Genomic DNA, 15821 nt, shown 5'->3' on the forward strand with positions numbered 1-15821 from the left:
CCGCTCCTACAGGTCCGTGTGGGAGCGGGTTTACCCGCGAAAGGGCCGGCACAGGCAGCACAAAAACAAAGCCCGCCATCAACGGCGGGCCTCGTGCAATTCAGCTGTTACTCACAACCCCGACATCTTCTTGATCGCCCCTTTCAGGTCATCATCCGAGCAATCCGCGCACGTGCCTTTAGGCGGCATGGCATTGATGCCGGTAATGGCCTTGGCCAGGATGCCATCCAGGCCGCCCTGGTGGTCGGCGCGTTCTTTCCACGCGGCGGTATCGCCGATTTTCGGCGCGCCGAGCAAGCCGGTGCCATGGCAGGCATTGCAATGCTTGGCGATGATGTCGTCTGGCGTCTTGGCACCGCCGCCGCCTGCGGCCGCGGCCACTTCCATGCCCTTGCACTCCTGGCCTTGGACGCACACCTGGCCAACCGGCTCTAGGCGCTTGGCGATGTCGTCGTTGGTCGCAGCGGTTGCGCTCATTGCCCAGAGGGCGAATACGGCTGCTGGTACGGCCAGCATCTTCTTGATTTGGTTCACGCGTACACCCTCATGGTGGCTAATCACGCTCGCGGCCACGGGTCGGCGAGCGTTGAAAAGTATAGCGGGAACCCAGAGACCGTGAAACGACCCTACACAGGAAAGGGGTATTGCCGAATCAATGCACTGCGCTGGATCAAAAGTTTGAAGGCGTCGCCGCGCTGATCAGCCGGGCCGGCTCGGCGAAGGGGTTGCGAAAGCGGTGCGGGCGGGTGCTTTCGAAGTAATAGCTGTCGCCTTCTTCGAGGATGAACACTTCGTTGCCGACCACCAGTTCAAGCCGGCCTTCGAGCAGGATGCCGGTCTCTTCGCCGTCGTGGGTGAGCATTTCGGCGCCGGTGTCGGCACCCGGTGGGTAGACCTCGGTGAGAAATGCGATGGCCCGGTTGGGGTGCGACTTGCCCACCAGTTTCATGGTCACCGCGCCGTCCGAGATATCGATCAGCTCATCGGCCTTGTAGACGATCTGCGTCGGGCTCTCGACAGCCAGTTCGACCGAAAAGAATTCGACCATCGACATCGGAATGCCGCTCAACACCTTGCGCAGCGAACTGATCGAAGGGCTGACGCTGTTTTTCTCGATCATCGAGATGGTGCTGTTGGTTACGCCCGCGCGCTTGGCGAGTTCACGTTGTGACAGGCCCTTGAGCTTGCGGATGGCTTGCAGTCGTTCGCCGACGTCCAAAGCTGGAGCCTCCTGAAACGGGTAGAAATAGGGGTGGATGTGAACGATATCATGGCAATGCCGTTCAGTATTTACAACACACCACCCCTCAAGCTGTCCGCTTCAGCGTCTCATTCGTCGCACTTACTCACCGCAGTAGTCTTTCGGCACCCGCTTCAGGTTGCAGAAGATCTGGTAGGGGATGGTGCCGGCCTGCGCAGCCACTTCGCTGGCCAGCACCTGCTTGCCCCACAGCTCTACCGGGCTGCCGACGTTAGCCTCTGGCACATCGGTCAGGTCGATGCAGAGCATGTCCATCGAGACCCGGCCGATCAGCTGGGCGCGCTTGCCGGCGACCATCACCGGGGTGCCATTGGGGGCTTGGCGCGGGTAGCCATCGGCGTAGCCCATGGCGACCACGCCGACACGGGTCGGCCGCGGGCTGGTGAACTTGGCGCCGTAGCCTACCGGCTCGCCGGCGGGCAGTTCGCGCACGCTGATGACGCGCGACTGCAAGGTCATCACCGGTTGCAGGCGTTGCGCCTCGGCCTGGGCGACTTCGAAGGGGGTGGCGCCATACAGCATGAGGCCTGGGCGTACCCAGTCGCCGCCAGCCTGTGGCCACGCCAACACGCCGGGCGAGTTACGCAGGCTGCACTCGGCGGCCAGGCCCTGACGCGCAGCCTCGAACACCGCGATCTGCTCGGCGGTGGCGTCGGCGTCCAGTTCGTCGGCACGGGCGAAGTGGCTCATCAGTACGATGCGCGCCACCTTGCCGCTGGCCAGCAGGCGCTGATACGCCTCGTGGTAATCCTTGGGGTGCAGGCCGACGCGGTGCATGCCGCTGTCGAGCTTCAGCCAGATCGTCAGTGGCGTGTGCACCTGGGTCTTTTCGATCGCTTCGAGTTGCCACAGCGAATGCACCACGCACCACAGGTCGTGCTCGGCGATCAGCGCCAGCTCGCTGGCCTCGAAAAAACCTTCGAGCAGCAAAACGGGGGCTTTGATGCCCGCGGCGCGCAGCTCCAGTGCTTCTTCGATGCAGGCCACGGCAAAGCCGTCGGCTTCGGCTTCCAGCGCCAGGGCGCAACGCACCGCGCCATGGCCGTAGGCATCGGCCTTGATCACGGCAAGGGCTTTGGCGCCGGTCAGTTCACGGGCGAGGCGGTAGTTGTGGCGCAGGGCCTGGAGGTCGATCAGGGCGCGGGCGGGACGCATGGCGGCATGCCTTATGGTGGTTCAGTTTAAAAACAGTGTTCAATTCTTCGCGGGTAAACCCGCTCCCACAGGGACCGCACAAACTGCACGTTCATGCGATCCCTGTGGGAGCGGCTTTAGCCGCGAAGAGGCCGGAACAGGCACTCACATCACTGGTGAACGGGCGCGGTCTGCCCGTGCTTGGCCACTTCCCGGCTGTTGCCATACCGGGAAATATCCAGCCCTTCGGCACTGATCTGCGGCTTTTTACGTGCAATCAGGTCCGCCAGCAGACGACCGGAGCCGCACGCCATGGTCCAGCCCAAGGTGCCGTGGCCTGTGTTGAGGAACAGGTTACGGAACGCTGTGGCACCCACGATCGGCGTACCGTCCGGGGTGGCCGGGCGCAGGCCGGTCCAGAAACTGGCTTGGCTCAGGTCACCGCCGCGAGGATAAAGGTCGTTGACGATCATCTCCAGCGTTTCGCGCCGACGCGGGTTGAGCGACAGGTCAAAACCGGCGATCTCAGCCATGCCGCCAACGCGGATGCGGTTGTCGAAACGGGTGATGGCAACCTTGTAGGTCTCGTCGAGAATGGTCGACGTCGGCGCCATCTCGGCGTTGGTGATCGGCACGGTCAGCGAGTAACCCTTGAGCGGGTAGACCGGCGCCTTGATGCCCAGTGGCTTGAGCATCTGCGGCGAGTAGCTGCCCAGGGCCAGCACGTAGCGGTCGGCGGTTTCCAGCTTGCCGTCGATCCATACACCGTTGATGCGGTCACCGGCAAAGTCCAGGCGCTGGATGTCCTGGCCGAAGCGGAACTCCACACCCAGCTTCTGCGCCATGTCGGCGAGCTTGGTGGTGAACAGCTGGCAATCGCCGGTCTGGTCGTTGGGCAGGCGCAGTGCACCGGCGAGGATGTCTTTAACCCCGGCCAGGGCCGGTTCGACGCGGGCAATGCCATCGCGGTCGAGCAGTTCATACGGCACGCCGGACTGTTCGAGCACAGCGATGTCCTTGGCTGCGGCATCGACCTGAGCCTGGGTGCGGAACAACTGGGTAGTGCCCAAGGTGCGGCTTTCGTAGGCGATGCCGGTTTCGGCGCGCAGCTCGTCGAGGCAGTCGCGGCTGTACTCGGACAGGCGCACCATGCGCTCCTTGTTCACCGCATAGCGGCTGGCGGTGCAGTTGCGCAGCATCTGTGCCATCCACAGGTACTGGTCAACGTCGCCGGTGAGCTTGATGGCCAGTGGTGCATGGCGTTCGAGCAGCCACTTGATGGCTTTGAGCGGCACACCCGGGGCAGCCCAGGGTGAGGCATAGCCGGGCGAGATCTGGCCTGCGTTGGCGAAGCTGGTTTCCATGGCCGCCGCTGGCTGGCGGTCGACCACCGTCACTTCAAAACCTTGCCGGGCCAGATAATAGGCACTGGCGGTTCCGATGACACCGCTACCAAGTACCAGAACTCGCATTGTTGATCCCTCGCACGCGGCGCACCGCAGTCTTTTGTTGAAATGGCATGGATGCGCGCAGTATAAAAATTACAGACCAGTGCAATTCACTATATAAAAGCCTATATTTGGCGAGAATTCTCGGCAATATTGCCTTTCACGGAGGGGCATCCCCTATGAGAACCCAGCACCAGAGCAAGCGTGAACTGGACAAGATCGACCGCAACATACTGCGGATCCTGCAGAATGACGGCCGTATTTCCTTCACCGAACTGGGCGAGAAAGTTGGGCTTTCCACCACCCCGTGCACCGAGCGCGTCCGCCGCCTGGAGCGCGAGGGCATCATCATGGGCTACAACGCCCGGCTCAACCCGCAGCACCTGAAGGGCAGCTTGCTGGTGTTCGTCGAAATCAGCCTGGACTACAAGTCTGGCGACACCTTCGAGGAGTTCCGCCGCGCCGTGCTCAAGCTGCCCCATGTGCTGGAGTGCCACCTGGTCTCAGGCGACTTCGACTACCTGGTGAAAGCGCGCATCTCGGAAATGGCCTCGTACCGCAAGCTGCTGGGCGACATCCTGCTGAAGCTGCCGCACGTGCGCGAGTCGAAGAGCTACATCGTGATGGAGGAAGTGAAAGAGAGCCTCTGCCTGCCGATTCCGGACTGAGGCTAGACCAGCACTTGGCGGGTGGTGGCGATGAACTGGTGAACGAGCTGCTCGGCCTCGGGCTCGATCATCTGTTCCGGGCCGCGACCGCGCGGGCAGGCCATGCGCGGGGTAGTGCCGAACAGGCGGCAGATCATCGGCCGCTCTTCATACACCGTGCAACCATTGGGGCCCAGGTGCACGCAGTCCAGGTGCTCCAGCGCAGCGGCCTGCTCCGCCTCGGTCTTGCGCGGCAGGCGGGCCATTTCTTCGGTGGACGTGGTGACCGGACCGCAGCAATCGTGGCAACCGGGCTCGCACTCGAATGAGGGGATGAGCTCGCGCAGGAAGTGGATCTTGTGGCGGTTGCAGGACATGGCGGGTACACAATGAGGGTCAAGGTCGAATTATAGGGCCAATCGCCGGCAAGCCGGCTCCCACCAGTACACCACTTATCTCAAGGGCAGTGCAGCCCCGGTGGGAGCCGGCTTGCCGGCGATTGGGCCAGTTGCCCCACCACAAAACCCCAGCTTATCCTCCCCCCTTCTGTTTTCCTGCCCAGGACCTGCCCCATGATCCACAGCGCGCAGCACGCCGCCTCCTATTACGCCGCCAGCAGCGCGCCCCACCCCGACCACGCTTTCCTGCAAGGCGAGCACAGCGCCGACGTGTGCATCGTCGGCGGCGGCTATTCAGGCCTGAACACCGCCATCGAACTGGCCGAACGTGGCCTCTCGGTGATTCTGCTGGAAGCCCGCAAACTCGGCTGGGGCGCCAGCGGGCGCAACGGCGGGCAACTCATCCGCGGGGTCGGCCATGGCCTGGATCAGTTCCTCCCGGTAATCGGCGAAGAAGGCGTGCGCAGCATGAAGCTGATGGGCCTGGAAGCCGTGGAGATCGTTCGCGAGCGGGTCGAGCGCCACGCCATCGCCTGCGACCTGACCTGGGGCTACTGCGACCTGGCCAATAAACCTGCTGAGCTGCTGGGCTTTGCCGAAGAGGCTGAAGCACTGCGCAGCTTGGGCTACGAGCATGAGCTGCGCCTGGTCGGCAAAGACGATATCCACAGCGTGGTCGGCGCCGAGTGCTATGTCGGCGGCCTGATCGACATGGGCTCGGGCCACCTGCACCCGCTCAACCTGGCCCTTGGCGAGGCGGCCGTAGCCAGCCGCCTGGGCGTGCGCCTGTATGAGCAGTCGGAAGTCACCCGCATCGAGTATGGCCCAGAGGTCAAGGTGCACACCGCTCAGGGCCGGGTCCGCGCCAAGACGCTGGTGCTGTGCTGCAATGCCTACCACAACGACCTCAACCGCGAGCTGGGCGGCAAGGTGCTGCCCGCCGGCAGCTACATCATTGCCACCGAGCCACTGGGCGAAGAACGCGCGCGCACACTGCTGCCACAGAACATGGCCGTGTGCGACCAGCGTGTAGCGCTGGACTACTATCGCCTGTCTGCGGACCACCGGCTGCTGTTCGGCGGTGCCTGCCACTATTCCGGCCGCGACCCGCAAGACATCGCCGCCTACATGCGGCCGAAAATGCTCAAGGTTTTCCCGCACCTGGCCGATGTGCGCATCGAGTTCCAATGGGGCGGCATGATCGGCATCGGCGCCAACCGCCTGCCGCAGATCGGCCGTTTGGCCAGCCAGCCGAATGTCTATTACGCCCAGGCGTACTCTGGCCATGGGCTCAACGCTACCCACCTGGCCGCACGCCTGCTGGGCGAGGCCATCAGCGGCCAGCAAAGCGGGCGCTTCGACCTGTTCGCCAAGGTGCCGCACATCACCTTCCCAGGCGGCAAGCACCTGCGCTCGCCGCTGTTGGCACTGGGGATGCTCTGGCACCGGCTGAAAGAGCTGGTCTGAATGCTGCCGTGCCTACAAATTGAGCCGTTTATGCCTTCCAGAAGGGTTTGCGCCCTTCTGTACGGGCCTGCTCCCAGCTCAGCCCGACATCGCGCAACTCATCGTCTGTCAGCTGCAACAGCGCCCTGCGGGTATGCCAGCGATGCACCATCAGCCCCCAACGGCTCAGGCCCGCTGGCGCATTGAAGACCTTGGCCCGCTGCCCGGCTTCCAGGTCCTTGGCCATCAGTTGCAAGCGCACATCGCTCATGCCACCCATCACTGCGTTCTCCCGTTCAGTTGATACCGTGGAGCAAGCATGCGCGTTGGCAATGGTGACAATACAGATCCACTCTCGGCTTATTATTCCCATACAGAATTGGCGAATCGACGCGTGAATGCTGTATTTTCAGCGCAACTGTACTGGTCGCTGTATGCAGGCGACGCTGGAGTATGCCGTGACGCTCTACCTCAACCTCGCCGAGCTGCTCGGCGCCCGTATCGAGCAAGGCCTGTATCGCCCCGGCCAGCGCCTGCCTTCGGTGCGCGCCCTCAGCATGGAACACGGCGTCAGCCTGAGCACCGTGCAGCAGGCCTACCGCATGCTCGAAGACAGCGGCATGGTCTCGCCGCGGCCCAAGTCGGGCTACTTTGTCAGCGAACACCGCCACCTCCCTGCCCTGCCCGCCGTCAGCCGCCCGGCCCAGCGCCCTGTGGACATTTCCCAGTGGGAACAGGTGCTGGAGCTGGTCCGCAGTACCCCGCGCCAAGACGTGATGCAACTGGGCCGCGGCATGCCCGACGTCAACAGCCCGACCCTCAAGCCGCTGTTGCGCAGCCTCGCCCAACTGAGCCGGCGCCAGGACATGCCTGGCCTGTATTACGACAACATCCATGGCAACCTGGCCCTGCGCGAGCAGATCGCCCGCTTGATGCTGGACTCCGGCTGCCGCCTGGGCCCGGCCGACCTGGTGGTGACCACCGGCTGCCATGAGGCGCTGTCCTGCAGCATTCGCGCGGTGTGCAAGCCGGGCGATATCGTCGCGGTCGACTCGCCCAGCTTCCATGGCGCCATGCAAACCCTCAAGGGCTTGGGCATGAAGGCACTGGAGATCCCCACCGACCCGGTCACCGGCATCAGCCTCGAAGCGCTGGAGCTGGCCCTGGAGCAGTGGCCGATCAAGCTCATCCAGATCACGCCGAGCTGCAACAACCCGCTCGGCTACATCATGCCCGAGGCGCGCAAGAAGGCGTTGCTGAGCCTGGCCCAGCGCTACGACGTGGCCATTCTGGAAGACGATGTGTACGGCGACCTGGCCTACACCTACCCGCGCCCGCGCACCCTCAAGTCGTTCGACGACGACGGCCGCGTGTTGCTGTGCAGCTCGTTCTCCAAGACCTTGGCCCCCGGCCTGCGCATCGGCTGGGTCGCGCCGGGGCGTTACCTGGAGCGGGTGCTGCACATGAAGTACATCAGCACCGGCAGCACCGCCAGCCAGCCGCAACTGGCCATTGCCGACTTCATCAAGGCCGGCCATTACCAGCCCCACGTGCGCCGCATGCGCAGCCAATACCAACGCAGCCGCGACGTGATGAGCGACTGGGTCACCCGTTACTTCCCACCGGGCACCCGTGTCAGCCGGCCCCAGGGGGGCTTCATGCTGTGGGTCGAACTGCCCGAACATTTCGACACGCTGCGGCTGAACCGCGCTTTACTGGAGCAGGGGGTGCAGGTTGCCGTGGGCAGCATTTTCTCGGCCTCGGGCAAGTTCCGTCACTGCCTGCGCATGAATTTCGCCGCCCAACCTACGCCGGCAATCGAGGCCGCCGTGCGCAACGTGGGTGAAACCGCCCTTCGTCTACTGGATCAGGACGACGCCTGCGCGTAACTTTGCGCCGCCCTCCACGGTCCAACCCCTTAAGCCTTTGCTGTACAGGACGCGCTTACCTTGAGATTGCAGCAAGCTCTGCCGCTTCTGCTGACGCTACTGCTCGGCCTTGCAGGCTGTGCCAGCGTCGGCGCCCCTCGCGAAGTCAGCCAGGCGCTGCCGGCCAACGATTCCGCCTTCGGCCGCTCGGTGCTGCGCCAGGCGGCACCTTATGAGGGGCGCTCGGGCTTTCGCCTGTTGCCCAACAGCAACGAGGCGTTTCGCGCGCGCGCCGAGCTGATCCGCAACGCCCAGGCCAGCATCGACCTGCAGTACTACATCGTCCACGACGGCCTCAGCACCCGCGCGCTGGTGCATGAGCTGCTGCGTGCCGCCGACCGTGGCGTGCGCGTGCGCATCCTGCTGGACGACACCACCAGCGATGGCCTGGACACCATCATGGGCACCCTCGATGCCCACCCGAACATCCAGATCCGCGTCTTCAACCCGCTGCACCTGGGGCGCAGCACCGGCGCCACGCGGGCCGTAGGCCGCCTGTTCAACCTGTCGCGCCAGCACCGGCGCATGCACAACAAGCTGTTCCTGGTGGACAACAGCATGGCCATCGTCGGCGGGCGCAACCTGGGTGACGAGTACTTCGATGCCGAGCCCAACCTCAACTTCACCGACATCGACTTGCTGGGCGTAGGCCCGGTGGCCGAACAACTTGGCCACAGTTTCGACCAGTACTGGAACAGCGCCCTGAGCCGGCCGATCGGCGATTTCCTCTGGCGCCTGCCGGATGCCGACGACCTGCGCGCCAGCCGCCATCGCCTGGAGGTTTCCCTGGCCGAGGCGCGGACGCGGCGCAAGGCCTTGTATGACCGGTTGATGGCGTACCAGTCGCAGCCGCGCCTGGATATCTGGCGCAACGAGCTGATCTGGGCCCATAGCCAAGTGCTGTGGGATGCGCCGAGCAAGGTGCTAGCCGACGACGAGCCCGACCCGCACCTGCTGCTGAGCCAGCAGTTGGCGCCGGACCTGGCCAACGTGCACAAGGAGCTGATCCTGGTATCGGCGTACTTCGTGCCGGGCGAGCCGGGGTTGCTGTACCTGACCGGCCGTGCCGATGCCGGGGCGTCGGTCCGGCTGCTGACCAATTCGCTGGAAGCCACCGATGTGCCAGCGGTGCATGGCGGCTATGCGCCCTACCGCCGTGCGCTGCTCGAACATGGCGTGCAACTGTTCGAGCTGCGCCGCCAGCCGGGCGACCCCAGCGCCGGGCGCCTGAGCTTCCGTGGCAGCTCCGATTCGAGCCTGCACAGCAAGGCGATCGTCTTCGACCGGCGCAAGACGTTCATCGGCTCGTTCAATTTCGACCCGCGTTCGGTGCTGTGGAATACTGAGGTCGGGGTGCTGGTGGACAGCCCGGAGCTGGCCGAATACACCCGCGAGCTGGCCGTGCAGGGCATGGCGCCCGCGCTGAGTTATCAGGTGAGGCTGGCCAATGACAAGCTGGTCTGGGTGACCGAGGACAATGGCCAGCTGCACACGCTGAAAGCAGAGCCCGGCGGGCTCTGGCGGCGCTTCAATGCCTGGATCAGCAAGGCGGTTGGCCTGGAGAAGATGCTGTAGTTCCGACTGCGGGGGGCGCTTTGCGCCCCATTCGCAGCACAAGGCTGCTCCTACAGAGCACCGCGTATTCCTGTAGGAGCAGCCTTGTGCTGCGAAAGGGCCGCAAAGCTTCCAAAGAACATCAAGCAGGCGCAGGTTCGAAGGCACCGCGCCGACGGGTCAACACCACCAGCCCTGCGGCCCCAATAGCCATCAACAACGGCAACGCATGCCCGCTGATCCACTGGCTACCCGCCCCCGCCAACAGCGGCCCGAGCAGGCAACCGATGCCCCACAGCTGCGCCACATGGGCATTGGCACGTACCAGCGCATCATCCCGATAACGCTCGCCGATCAGCACCAGCGACAGGGTGAACAACCCCCCAGCACTGGCCCCGAACAGCACCCACAGCGGCCAGATTACCGGCGTGTGCAGCAGCAACGGAATCGCCAGGCTGGAGCACATCAAGGTCACCGCACAACCGGTGAACAGGGTGCGCCGCGACATGTGGTCAGCCAGCGCGCCGATCGGCAACTGCAGCACTGCATCGCCCACCACCACCGTGCTCACCATGAACAAGGCAACCTCGGTGGTGAACCCTTGCTGCAGGCTGTAGACCGGCAACAAGGTCAGGATCATCGCCTCGAACGAGGCAAACAGGGCGATTGCCCAGGCGATCACCGGCAGGCGGCGGCAGAAGGCGACCAGGTCGCGGAAGGTGACGCTGTAGGCTTCAGTGGTCGGCGCCCCGCCGCGGCCCAACAGCACCAGCGGTGCCAGCAACAGCAGGCCGGTCGCGGCCCAGAACCCAAAGTCGTCGTCCGAACCGAGAAAGCCCAGCACCAGCGGCCCGGCCAGTTGGCTCAACGCATAGCTGCTGCCATACAGCGCCACCAGGCGGCCACGCCATTGCTCGACCACCAATTGGTTGATCCAGCTTTCGCCGAGGATGAACACCACAGTCAGGGACATGCCGATCAGCAGGCGCAGGGCCAGCCACAGCGGGTAGCTGGGCAGCACCGCAACCAGGCCGATCGACAGCGCGCCGCCCCAGAGGCACAGGCGCATGGCCGCAGGCACACCGACCCAACCGGCCAGGCGGCTGGCCAGGCTGGCACCCAGCAGTACGCCCAAGGCGGGCATCGCTGCCATTACGCCGATGGCGAAACTGCCGTAGCCCCAGGCCTCCAGGCGCAGGGAAACCAGCGGCATGCTCACGCCGAGCGCAAGGCCGACGCTGAGTACGGATGCCAGTACGGCGAAGTAGGTGCCCCAGCGCATGTGCTCCCCCTGTTGGATTTTCTTGGGCCCATTCGCGGGACAAGCCCGCTCCCACAGGTACTCCGCGATTCTGAAATCAGCGGTGAACGTGTGGGAGCGGGCTTGTCCCGCGAATGGGCCGCATCGCGGCCCCAGCGATTTACAGCTTGATCCAGGTCGCTTTCAGCTCGGTGTACTTCTCCAGCGCATGCAGCGACTTGTCACGGCCGTTGCCCGACTGCTTGAAGCCACCGAACGGCGCGGTCATGTCGCCGCCGTCGTACTGGTTGACCCAGACGCTGCCAGCGCGCACGGCACGGGCGGTCTTGTGGGCCTTGGAAATGTCCGAGGTCCAGATGCCAGCCGCCAGGCCGTACGGCGTGTCGTTGGCAATGGCGATGGCTTCTTCGGCCGTGTCGAAGGTAATCACCGACAACACTGGGCCAAAGATTTCTTCCTGGGCGATCTTCATGGCATTGGTCACGCCGTCGAAGATGGTCGGCTCGACATAAGTGCCACCGGTCTCTTCGAGGATGCGCTTGCCACCGGCCAGCAGTTTGGCGCCATCCTTGTGGCCAGCGTCGATGTACGACAGCACGGTGTTCATCTGCTGGGTATCGACCAGCGCGCCAACGGTGGTCTGCGGGTCCAGTGGGTTGCCCGGTTTCCAGCCTTTGAGGGCCTCGACCACCAGGGGCAGGAACGTGTCCTTGATCGAGCGCTCGACCAGCAGGCGCGAACCCGCGGTACAGACTTCGCCCTGGTTGAAGGCGATGGCGCTGGCAGCGGCTTCGGCAGCGGCTTGCAGGTCCGGTGCGTCAGCGAAGACGATGTTCGGGCTCTTGCCGCCGGCTTCCAGCCAGATACGCTTCATGTTCGATTCGCCAGCGTAGATCATCAGCTGCTTGGCGATCTTGGTGGAGCCGGTGAACACCAGGGTGTCGACGTCCATGTGCAGGGCCAAGGCCTTGCCGACAGTGTGGCCGTAGCCTGGCAACACGTTCAGCACACCGGCCGGGATGCCGGCTTCGATGGCCAGCTGGGCGATGCGGATGGCGGTCAGTGGCGATTTTTCGGACGGCTTGAGCACCACCGAGTTACCGGTGGCCAGGGCCGGGCCGAGTTTCCAGCAGGCCATCAGCAGCGGGAAGTTCCACGGCACGATGGCGCCGACGACGCCCACCGGCTCACGGGTTACCAAGCCGAGTTGGTCATGCGGGGTCGGTGCGACTTCGTCGTAGACCTTGTCGATGGCTTCGGCATTCCAGTGCAGGGCTTGTGCTGCGCCTGGGACGTCGATGGTCGAGGAGTCGCCGATCGGCTTGCCCATGTCCAGGGTTTCGAGCAGTGCCAGCTCTTCGACGTTCTTGCGCAGCAAGTCGGCGAAGCGGATCAGCTTGGCCTTGCGCTTGGCCGGAGCCAGGCGCGACCAGACGCCGGAATCGAAGGTGGCGCGGGCGTTCTCGACGGCACGGTTGGCGTCAGCCAGGTCGCAGCTGGCGACCTTGGCCAGGAAGCGTCCGTCGACCGGGCTCAGGCACTCGAAGGTCTCACCGGATGCGGCGTCGGTGTATTCGCCGTTGATGAAGGCACGGCCTTCGATCTTCAGTTGCTGGGCACGTTGTTCCCAGTCCGCACGAGTCAGGGTGGTCATACGAAACTCCTCCTCTTGTTTAGGTGCAACGCCGCACTGAGGACTCACTGGCGTTGTCAGAATTCTGGCCGGGCGACGCGCGCGCACGGGCAAACGACACCCTAAACCAGCCTGTGTAAACTATCAATATATTTGACACGAATGGCCTAAAAGCCTACTGATGTTCATTTTATTAAACAACAACAGGAGCCGCACCATGAGCATCGCCAGCATCATCGACTTCGCCCAGGTTCTAACCGAGGCTGAACGCTACCGCCCGGCTGCAGAGAAAATCCTCAAGGGCGAGCCCGACCAGGCCGTCTATAACCACTACTCCAGCCCGTGCGGCCAGTTTGCGGCGGGTGTCTGGGAAGGTGAAGTCGGGCAGTGGACCGTGAACTATACCGAGCACGAATATTGCGAGATCGTGCAGGGCGTTTCGGTGCTGCGCGACCAGGATGGCGGCGCCAAGACCCTGCGCGCCGGTGATCGGTTCGTCATCCCGGCCGGCTTCAAAGGCACCTGGGAGGTGCTGGAGCCTTGCCGCAAGATCTACGTGATGTTCGAGCAGAAGTAAGGGTCCTGGCAGGCAAAAAAAAAACCCGCGTCCTTTCGGATGCGGGTTTTTTTTAAGGTTGCCGATCAATTACTTGATCTTGGCTTCCTTGTACACCACGTGCTTGCGAACAACCGGATCATATTTCTTGATCTCGATTTTGTCCGGAGTGGTGCGCTTGTTCTTGTCGGTGGTGTAGAAGTGGCCGGTACCGGCACTCGAAACCAGACGGATCAATTCACGCATGATGTTCTCCCTTAAACCTTGGCGCCAGCTTTACGGATGTCAACCAGAACGGCGTCGATGCCGCGCTTGTCGATGATACGCATGCCCTTGGCGGAAACGCGCAGACGCACGAAACGCTTCTCGGACTCAACCCAGAAACGGTGGTGCTGCAGGTTCGGCAGGAAACGACGACGGGTTTTGTTGTTTGCGTGGGAAATGTTGTTCCCGGTTACTGGACCCTTACCAGTAACTTGACAGACTCTCGACATGACTCAGCCCTCTAAAACCACATGCCCAACCCGGCATGGGTTGGCCGCTTAATCTCTCAGTCTTTGGCGCCAGGCGCCGTGATTCTGGAGGTCTTATCGACCGGATCCGCTGATGCGACAGGCCGAGCCCCTAGAAAAGAGCGCTGCTTTATACCAGAAAGACTGCATTGCAACAACAGATGATGAGCATCTAGCTGAGGCAAATCGTGCGCGAGCAGCATAGCGACTAGCGCGGCGCACTGTCGACCACTCGTCGCCAGCCGACAGAAAAAGAGGGTGGTCATTTGCTGATGCGCACACTAGGGTAGGACGTTTCCAGACTGCACTGGCAGATGGGCCACTGACAGCCAAGGAGTCACGATGCGTGCCGCCGCCTTTTCCTTATTGTTTACCTCCCTGTTTGCCGCTGGCATCGCCCAGGCAGCCCCGCTGAGTGTCTGCAGCGAAGCCAGCCCCGAAGGCTTCGACGTGGTCCAGTACAACTCGCTGACCACCACCAATGCCTCGGCCGACGTGCTGATGAACCGGTTGGTGGAGTTCGACGCCGGCCAAGGCAAGGTTGTCCCTAGCCTGGCGGCGAGCTGGACGGTGTCGGCAGACGGCCTGATCTACGACTTCAAGCTGCGCGATGACGTGAAGTTTCACACCACCGCCTACTTCAAACCGACCCGCGAGCTGAACGCCGACGACGTGCTGTTCAGCTTCCAGCGCATGCTCTACCCAGCCCACGCCTGGCACAAGACTGCGCCGGGCGGTTACCCGCATGCGCAATCGCTGCAACTGGGCAGCCTGATCAAGTCGATCGATGCCCCCGAGCCGCACACTGTGCGCTTCACCCTGACCCACCCGGATGCCACGTTCCTGGCCACCTTGAGCATGGGCTTTGCTTCGATTTATTCCGCCGAGTATGCCGACAAACTGCTCAAGGCGGGCACGCCGGACAAGCTCAACAGCCAGCCGATCGGCACCGGGCCGTTCGTCTTCCAGCGTTTCCAGAAGGACGCCGTGGTGCGCTACCGCGCCAACCCCGACTACTTCGCCGGTAAGCCTGCGGTCGACCCGCTGATCTTCGCCATCACCACCGATGCCAACGTGCGCCTGCAAAAACTCAAGCGCAACGAGTGCCAGGTGGCCCTCTCGCCCAAGCCGCTGGACATCGCTGAAGCCGGCAAGGATGGCAACCTCACGGTAGCCAGCACGCCGGCCTTCATGACCGCCTTCGTCGCCATCAACAGCGAACACCCGCCCCTGGACAAGCCAGAGGTGCGCCAGGCCATCAACCTGGCCTTCGACAAACAGGCTTACCTCAAGGCGGTGTTCGAAGGCACCGCGACGGCCGCCAACGGCCCCTACCCGCCCAACACCTGGAGCTACGCCAAGGACCTGCCCGGCTACCCCTTGGACCTGAAAAAGGCCAAGGCCTTGCTGACCAAGGCTGGCCTGCCTGACGGCTTCAGCACCACGATCTGGACCCGCCCTTCGGGCAGCCTGCTCAACCCCAACCCCAGCCTTGGCGCGCAGATGCTGCAGGCCGACCTGGGCAAGATCGGCATCAAGGCCGAAATCCGCGTGATCGAGTGGGGCGAGCTGATCCGCCGCGCCAAGGCCGGCGAGCATGACTTGCTGTTCATGGGCTGGGCAGGTGACAACGGCGACCCGGACAACTTTCTCAGCCCGCAGTTTTCCTGTGCGGCGGTGAAGTCGGGGACCAACTTTGCACGGTTCTGCGACAGCCGCCTCGACCAGCTGATCAACGCCGGGCGCACCACCAATGACCAGAGCGTACGCAGCCGGCTGTACCAGCAGGCGCAGACGCTGATCCAGCAGCAGGCGCTGTGGGTGCCGCTGGCGCATCCGACCGCGGCCACCCTGCTGCGCCAGGGGGTCGAGGGGTACCAGGTGAGCCCGTTTGGGCGGTTGGATTTCAGCAAGGTTTCGGTGACCAAGTAAGCCTGTGCCGGCCTCTTCGCGGTGGCAGCAGGTTGTTGTTCACTTCGTAGCGGTGGCGGTGACGCTCGGTGATCACGTCCTTGCCGTAGCAATCGTGAACCTTGGAGCCCG

General features: G+C 63.6%; 16 protein-coding genes and 1 pseudogene. 6 read left to right on the top strand and 11 right to left on the bottom strand.

Going from position 1 to position 15821, the window contains the following annotated elements:
* Nucleotides 1-111: 111 nt before the first annotated feature.
* The 4 genes from OO306_RS26355 to dadA all read right to left on the bottom strand — a co-directional run bounded on the left by OO306_RS26355 (nt 112) and on the right by dadA (nt 3867).
* Entirely contained in the window at nt 112-516 is a 405-nt protein-coding gene (locus tag OO306_RS26355; protein WP_033693936.1) for a cytochrome c5 family protein, read from the bottom strand.
* 154 nt (nt 517-670) lie between these two features.
* Nucleotides 671-1219, bottom strand: coding sequence for a cupin domain-containing protein (locus tag OO306_RS26360; protein WP_099430791.1), 549 nt, complete (start codon nt 1217-1219; stop codon nt 671-673).
* Nucleotides 1220-1342: 123 nt separating this feature from the next.
* The gene (gene alr, locus OO306_RS26365; protein ID WP_027592173.1) at nt 1343-2416 is read right to left on the bottom strand and encodes an alanine racemase; all 1074 of its coding nucleotides are present in this window, start codon (nt 2414-2416) and stop codon (nt 1343-1345) included.
* A gap of 149 nt (nt 2417-2565) precedes the next feature.
* Entirely contained in the window at nt 2566-3867 is a 1302-nt protein-coding gene (gene dadA, locus OO306_RS26370; RefSeq protein ID WP_027592172.1) for a D-amino acid dehydrogenase, read from the bottom strand.
* A 155-nt stretch (nt 3868-4022) separates the two neighbouring features.
* On the opposite strand from dadA, the gene dadR reads away from it, so the two are divergent.
* Nucleotides 4023-4511 (top strand): transcriptional regulator DadR, encoded by a 489-nt coding sequence (gene dadR / locus OO306_RS26375; RefSeq protein WP_003258963.1) that lies wholly within the window; start codon nt 4023-4025, stop codon nt 4509-4511.
* Nucleotides 4512-4513: 2 nt separating this feature from the next.
* On the opposite strand, the gene OO306_RS26380 is transcribed toward dadR, so the two are convergent.
* Complete coding sequence (locus OO306_RS26380; RefSeq protein ID WP_027592171.1) at nt 4514-4867, bottom strand: YkgJ family cysteine cluster protein; 354 nt, start codon at nt 4865-4867, stop codon at nt 4514-4516.
* A gap of 195 nt (nt 4868-5062) precedes the next feature.
* On the opposite strand from OO306_RS26380, the gene OO306_RS26385 reads away from it, so the two are divergent.
* On the top strand, nt 5063-6355 hold the full coding sequence (locus tag OO306_RS26385; RefSeq protein ID WP_265970270.1) for an FAD-binding oxidoreductase: 1293 nt from the start codon (nt 5063-5065) through the stop codon (nt 6353-6355).
* A 28-nt stretch (nt 6356-6383) separates the two neighbouring features.
* On the opposite strand, the gene OO306_RS26390 is transcribed toward OO306_RS26385, so the two are convergent.
* Nucleotides 6384-6614: a DUF1127 domain-containing protein gene (locus OO306_RS26390; RefSeq protein ID WP_238210130.1), complete on the bottom strand. Its 231-nt coding sequence runs from the start codon at nt 6612-6614 to the stop codon at nt 6384-6386.
* 178 nt (nt 6615-6792) lie between these two features.
* Between OO306_RS26390 and OO306_RS26395 the strand changes: the two genes are divergently transcribed.
* Complete coding sequence (locus OO306_RS26395) at nt 6793-8223, top strand: PLP-dependent aminotransferase family protein (RefSeq protein WP_265970272.1); 1431 nt, start codon at nt 6793-6795, stop codon at nt 8221-8223.
* 60 nt (nt 8224-8283) lie between these two features.
* Nucleotides 8284-9837, top strand: a complete 1554-nt coding sequence (locus tag OO306_RS26400) for a phospholipase D family protein (protein WP_265970271.1) — start codon at nt 8284-8286, stop codon at nt 9835-9837.
* 121 nt (nt 9838-9958) lie between these two features.
* Here the strand turns inward: OO306_RS26400 and OO306_RS26405 are convergent, their stop codons facing one another.
* Together OO306_RS26405 and OO306_RS26410 are read right to left on the bottom strand one after the other, a co-directional pair.
* Nucleotides 9959-11098, bottom strand: coding sequence for an MFS transporter (locus tag OO306_RS26405; RefSeq protein ID WP_027592166.1), 1140 nt, complete (start codon nt 11096-11098; stop codon nt 9959-9961).
* A 139-nt stretch (nt 11099-11237) separates the two neighbouring features.
* Nucleotides 11238-12731, bottom strand: coding sequence for an aldehyde dehydrogenase (locus OO306_RS26410; protein WP_027592165.1), 1494 nt, complete (start codon nt 12729-12731; stop codon nt 11238-11240).
* Nucleotides 12732-12927: 196 nt separating this feature from the next.
* Between OO306_RS26410 and OO306_RS26415 the strand changes: the two genes are divergently transcribed.
* Nucleotides 12928-13287, top strand: coding sequence for a cupin domain-containing protein (locus tag OO306_RS26415; RefSeq protein WP_027592164.1), 360 nt, complete (start codon nt 12928-12930; stop codon nt 13285-13287).
* Between the two features lie 69 nt (nt 13288-13356).
* Here OO306_RS26415 and rpmG read toward each other — a convergent pair whose 3' ends face one another.
* Together rpmG and rpmB are read right to left on the bottom strand one after the other, a co-directional pair.
* Nucleotides 13357-13512, bottom strand: a complete 156-nt coding sequence (rpmG, locus tag OO306_RS26420) for a 50S ribosomal protein L33 (RefSeq protein WP_003253507.1) — start codon at nt 13510-13512, stop codon at nt 13357-13359.
* A gap of 11 nt (nt 13513-13523) precedes the next feature.
* Nucleotides 13524-13760, bottom strand: coding sequence for a 50S ribosomal protein L28 (gene rpmB, locus OO306_RS26425; RefSeq protein WP_003253504.1), 237 nt, complete (start codon nt 13758-13760; stop codon nt 13524-13526).
* A 360-nt stretch (nt 13761-14120) separates the two neighbouring features.
* On the opposite strand from rpmB, the gene OO306_RS26430 reads away from it, so the two are divergent.
* Nucleotides 14121-15710, top strand: a complete 1590-nt coding sequence (locus tag OO306_RS26430; protein WP_085272164.1) for an ABC transporter substrate-binding protein — start codon at nt 14121-14123, stop codon at nt 15708-15710.
* A gap of 6 nt (nt 15711-15716) precedes the next feature.
* On the opposite strand, the pseudogene OO306_RS26435 reads toward OO306_RS26430, so the two are convergent.
* A pseudogene (locus OO306_RS26435) lies at nt 15717-15821 on the bottom strand (hypothetical protein); the annotation flags it as partial.

It is taken from the genome of Pseudomonas sp. DCB_AW (genome assembly GCF_026240895.1).
Taxonomy (GTDB): Bacteria; Pseudomonadota; Gammaproteobacteria; order Pseudomonadales; family Pseudomonadaceae; genus Aquipseudomonas; species Aquipseudomonas kermanshahensis.

Excerpts from the sequence above, each read along its gene's own strand:
- rpmG (WP_003253507.1), bottom strand. The coding sequence starts at position 13,512 with ATGCGTGAATTGATCCGTCTGGTTTCGAGTGCCGGTACCGGCCACTTC.
- alr (WP_027592173.1), bottom strand. The coding sequence starts at position 2,416 with ATGCGTCCCGCCCGCGCCCTGATCGACCTCCAGGCCCTGCGCCACAAC.
- OO306_RS26415 (WP_027592164.1), top strand. The coding sequence starts at position 12,928 with ATGAGCATCGCCAGCATCATCGACTTCGCCCAGGTTCTAACCGAGGCT.
- dadA (WP_027592172.1), bottom strand. The coding sequence starts at position 3,867 with ATGCGAGTTCTGGTACTTGGTAGCGGTGTCATCGGAACCGCCAGTGCC.
- OO306_RS26405 (WP_027592166.1), bottom strand. The coding sequence starts at position 11,098 with ATGCGCTGGGGCACCTACTTCGCCGTACTGGCATCCGTACTCAGCGTC.
- rpmB (WP_003253504.1), bottom strand. The coding sequence starts at position 13,760 with ATGTCGAGAGTCTGTCAAGTTACTGGTAAGGGTCCAGTAACCGGGAAC.
- OO306_RS26390 (WP_238210130.1), bottom strand. The coding sequence starts at position 6,614 with ATGGGTGGCATGAGCGATGTGCGCTTGCAACTGATGGCCAAGGACCTG.
- OO306_RS26385 (WP_265970270.1), top strand. The coding sequence starts at position 5,063 with ATGATCCACAGCGCGCAGCACGCCGCCTCCTATTACGCCGCCAGCAGC.
- OO306_RS26355 (WP_033693936.1), bottom strand. The coding sequence starts at position 516 with ATGCTGGCCGTACCAGCAGCCGTATTCGCCCTCTGGGCAATGAGCGCA.
- OO306_RS26410 (WP_027592165.1), bottom strand. The coding sequence starts at position 12,731 with ATGACCACCCTGACTCGTGCGGACTGGGAACAACGTGCCCAGCAACTG.
- dadR (WP_003258963.1), top strand. The coding sequence starts at position 4,023 with ATGAGAACCCAGCACCAGAGCAAGCGTGAACTGGACAAGATCGACCGC.
- OO306_RS26430 (WP_085272164.1), top strand. The coding sequence starts at position 14,121 with ATGCGTGCCGCCGCCTTTTCCTTATTGTTTACCTCCCTGTTTGCCGCT.
- OO306_RS26380 (WP_027592171.1), bottom strand. The coding sequence starts at position 4,867 with ATGTCCTGCAACCGCCACAAGATCCACTTCCTGCGCGAGCTCATCCCC.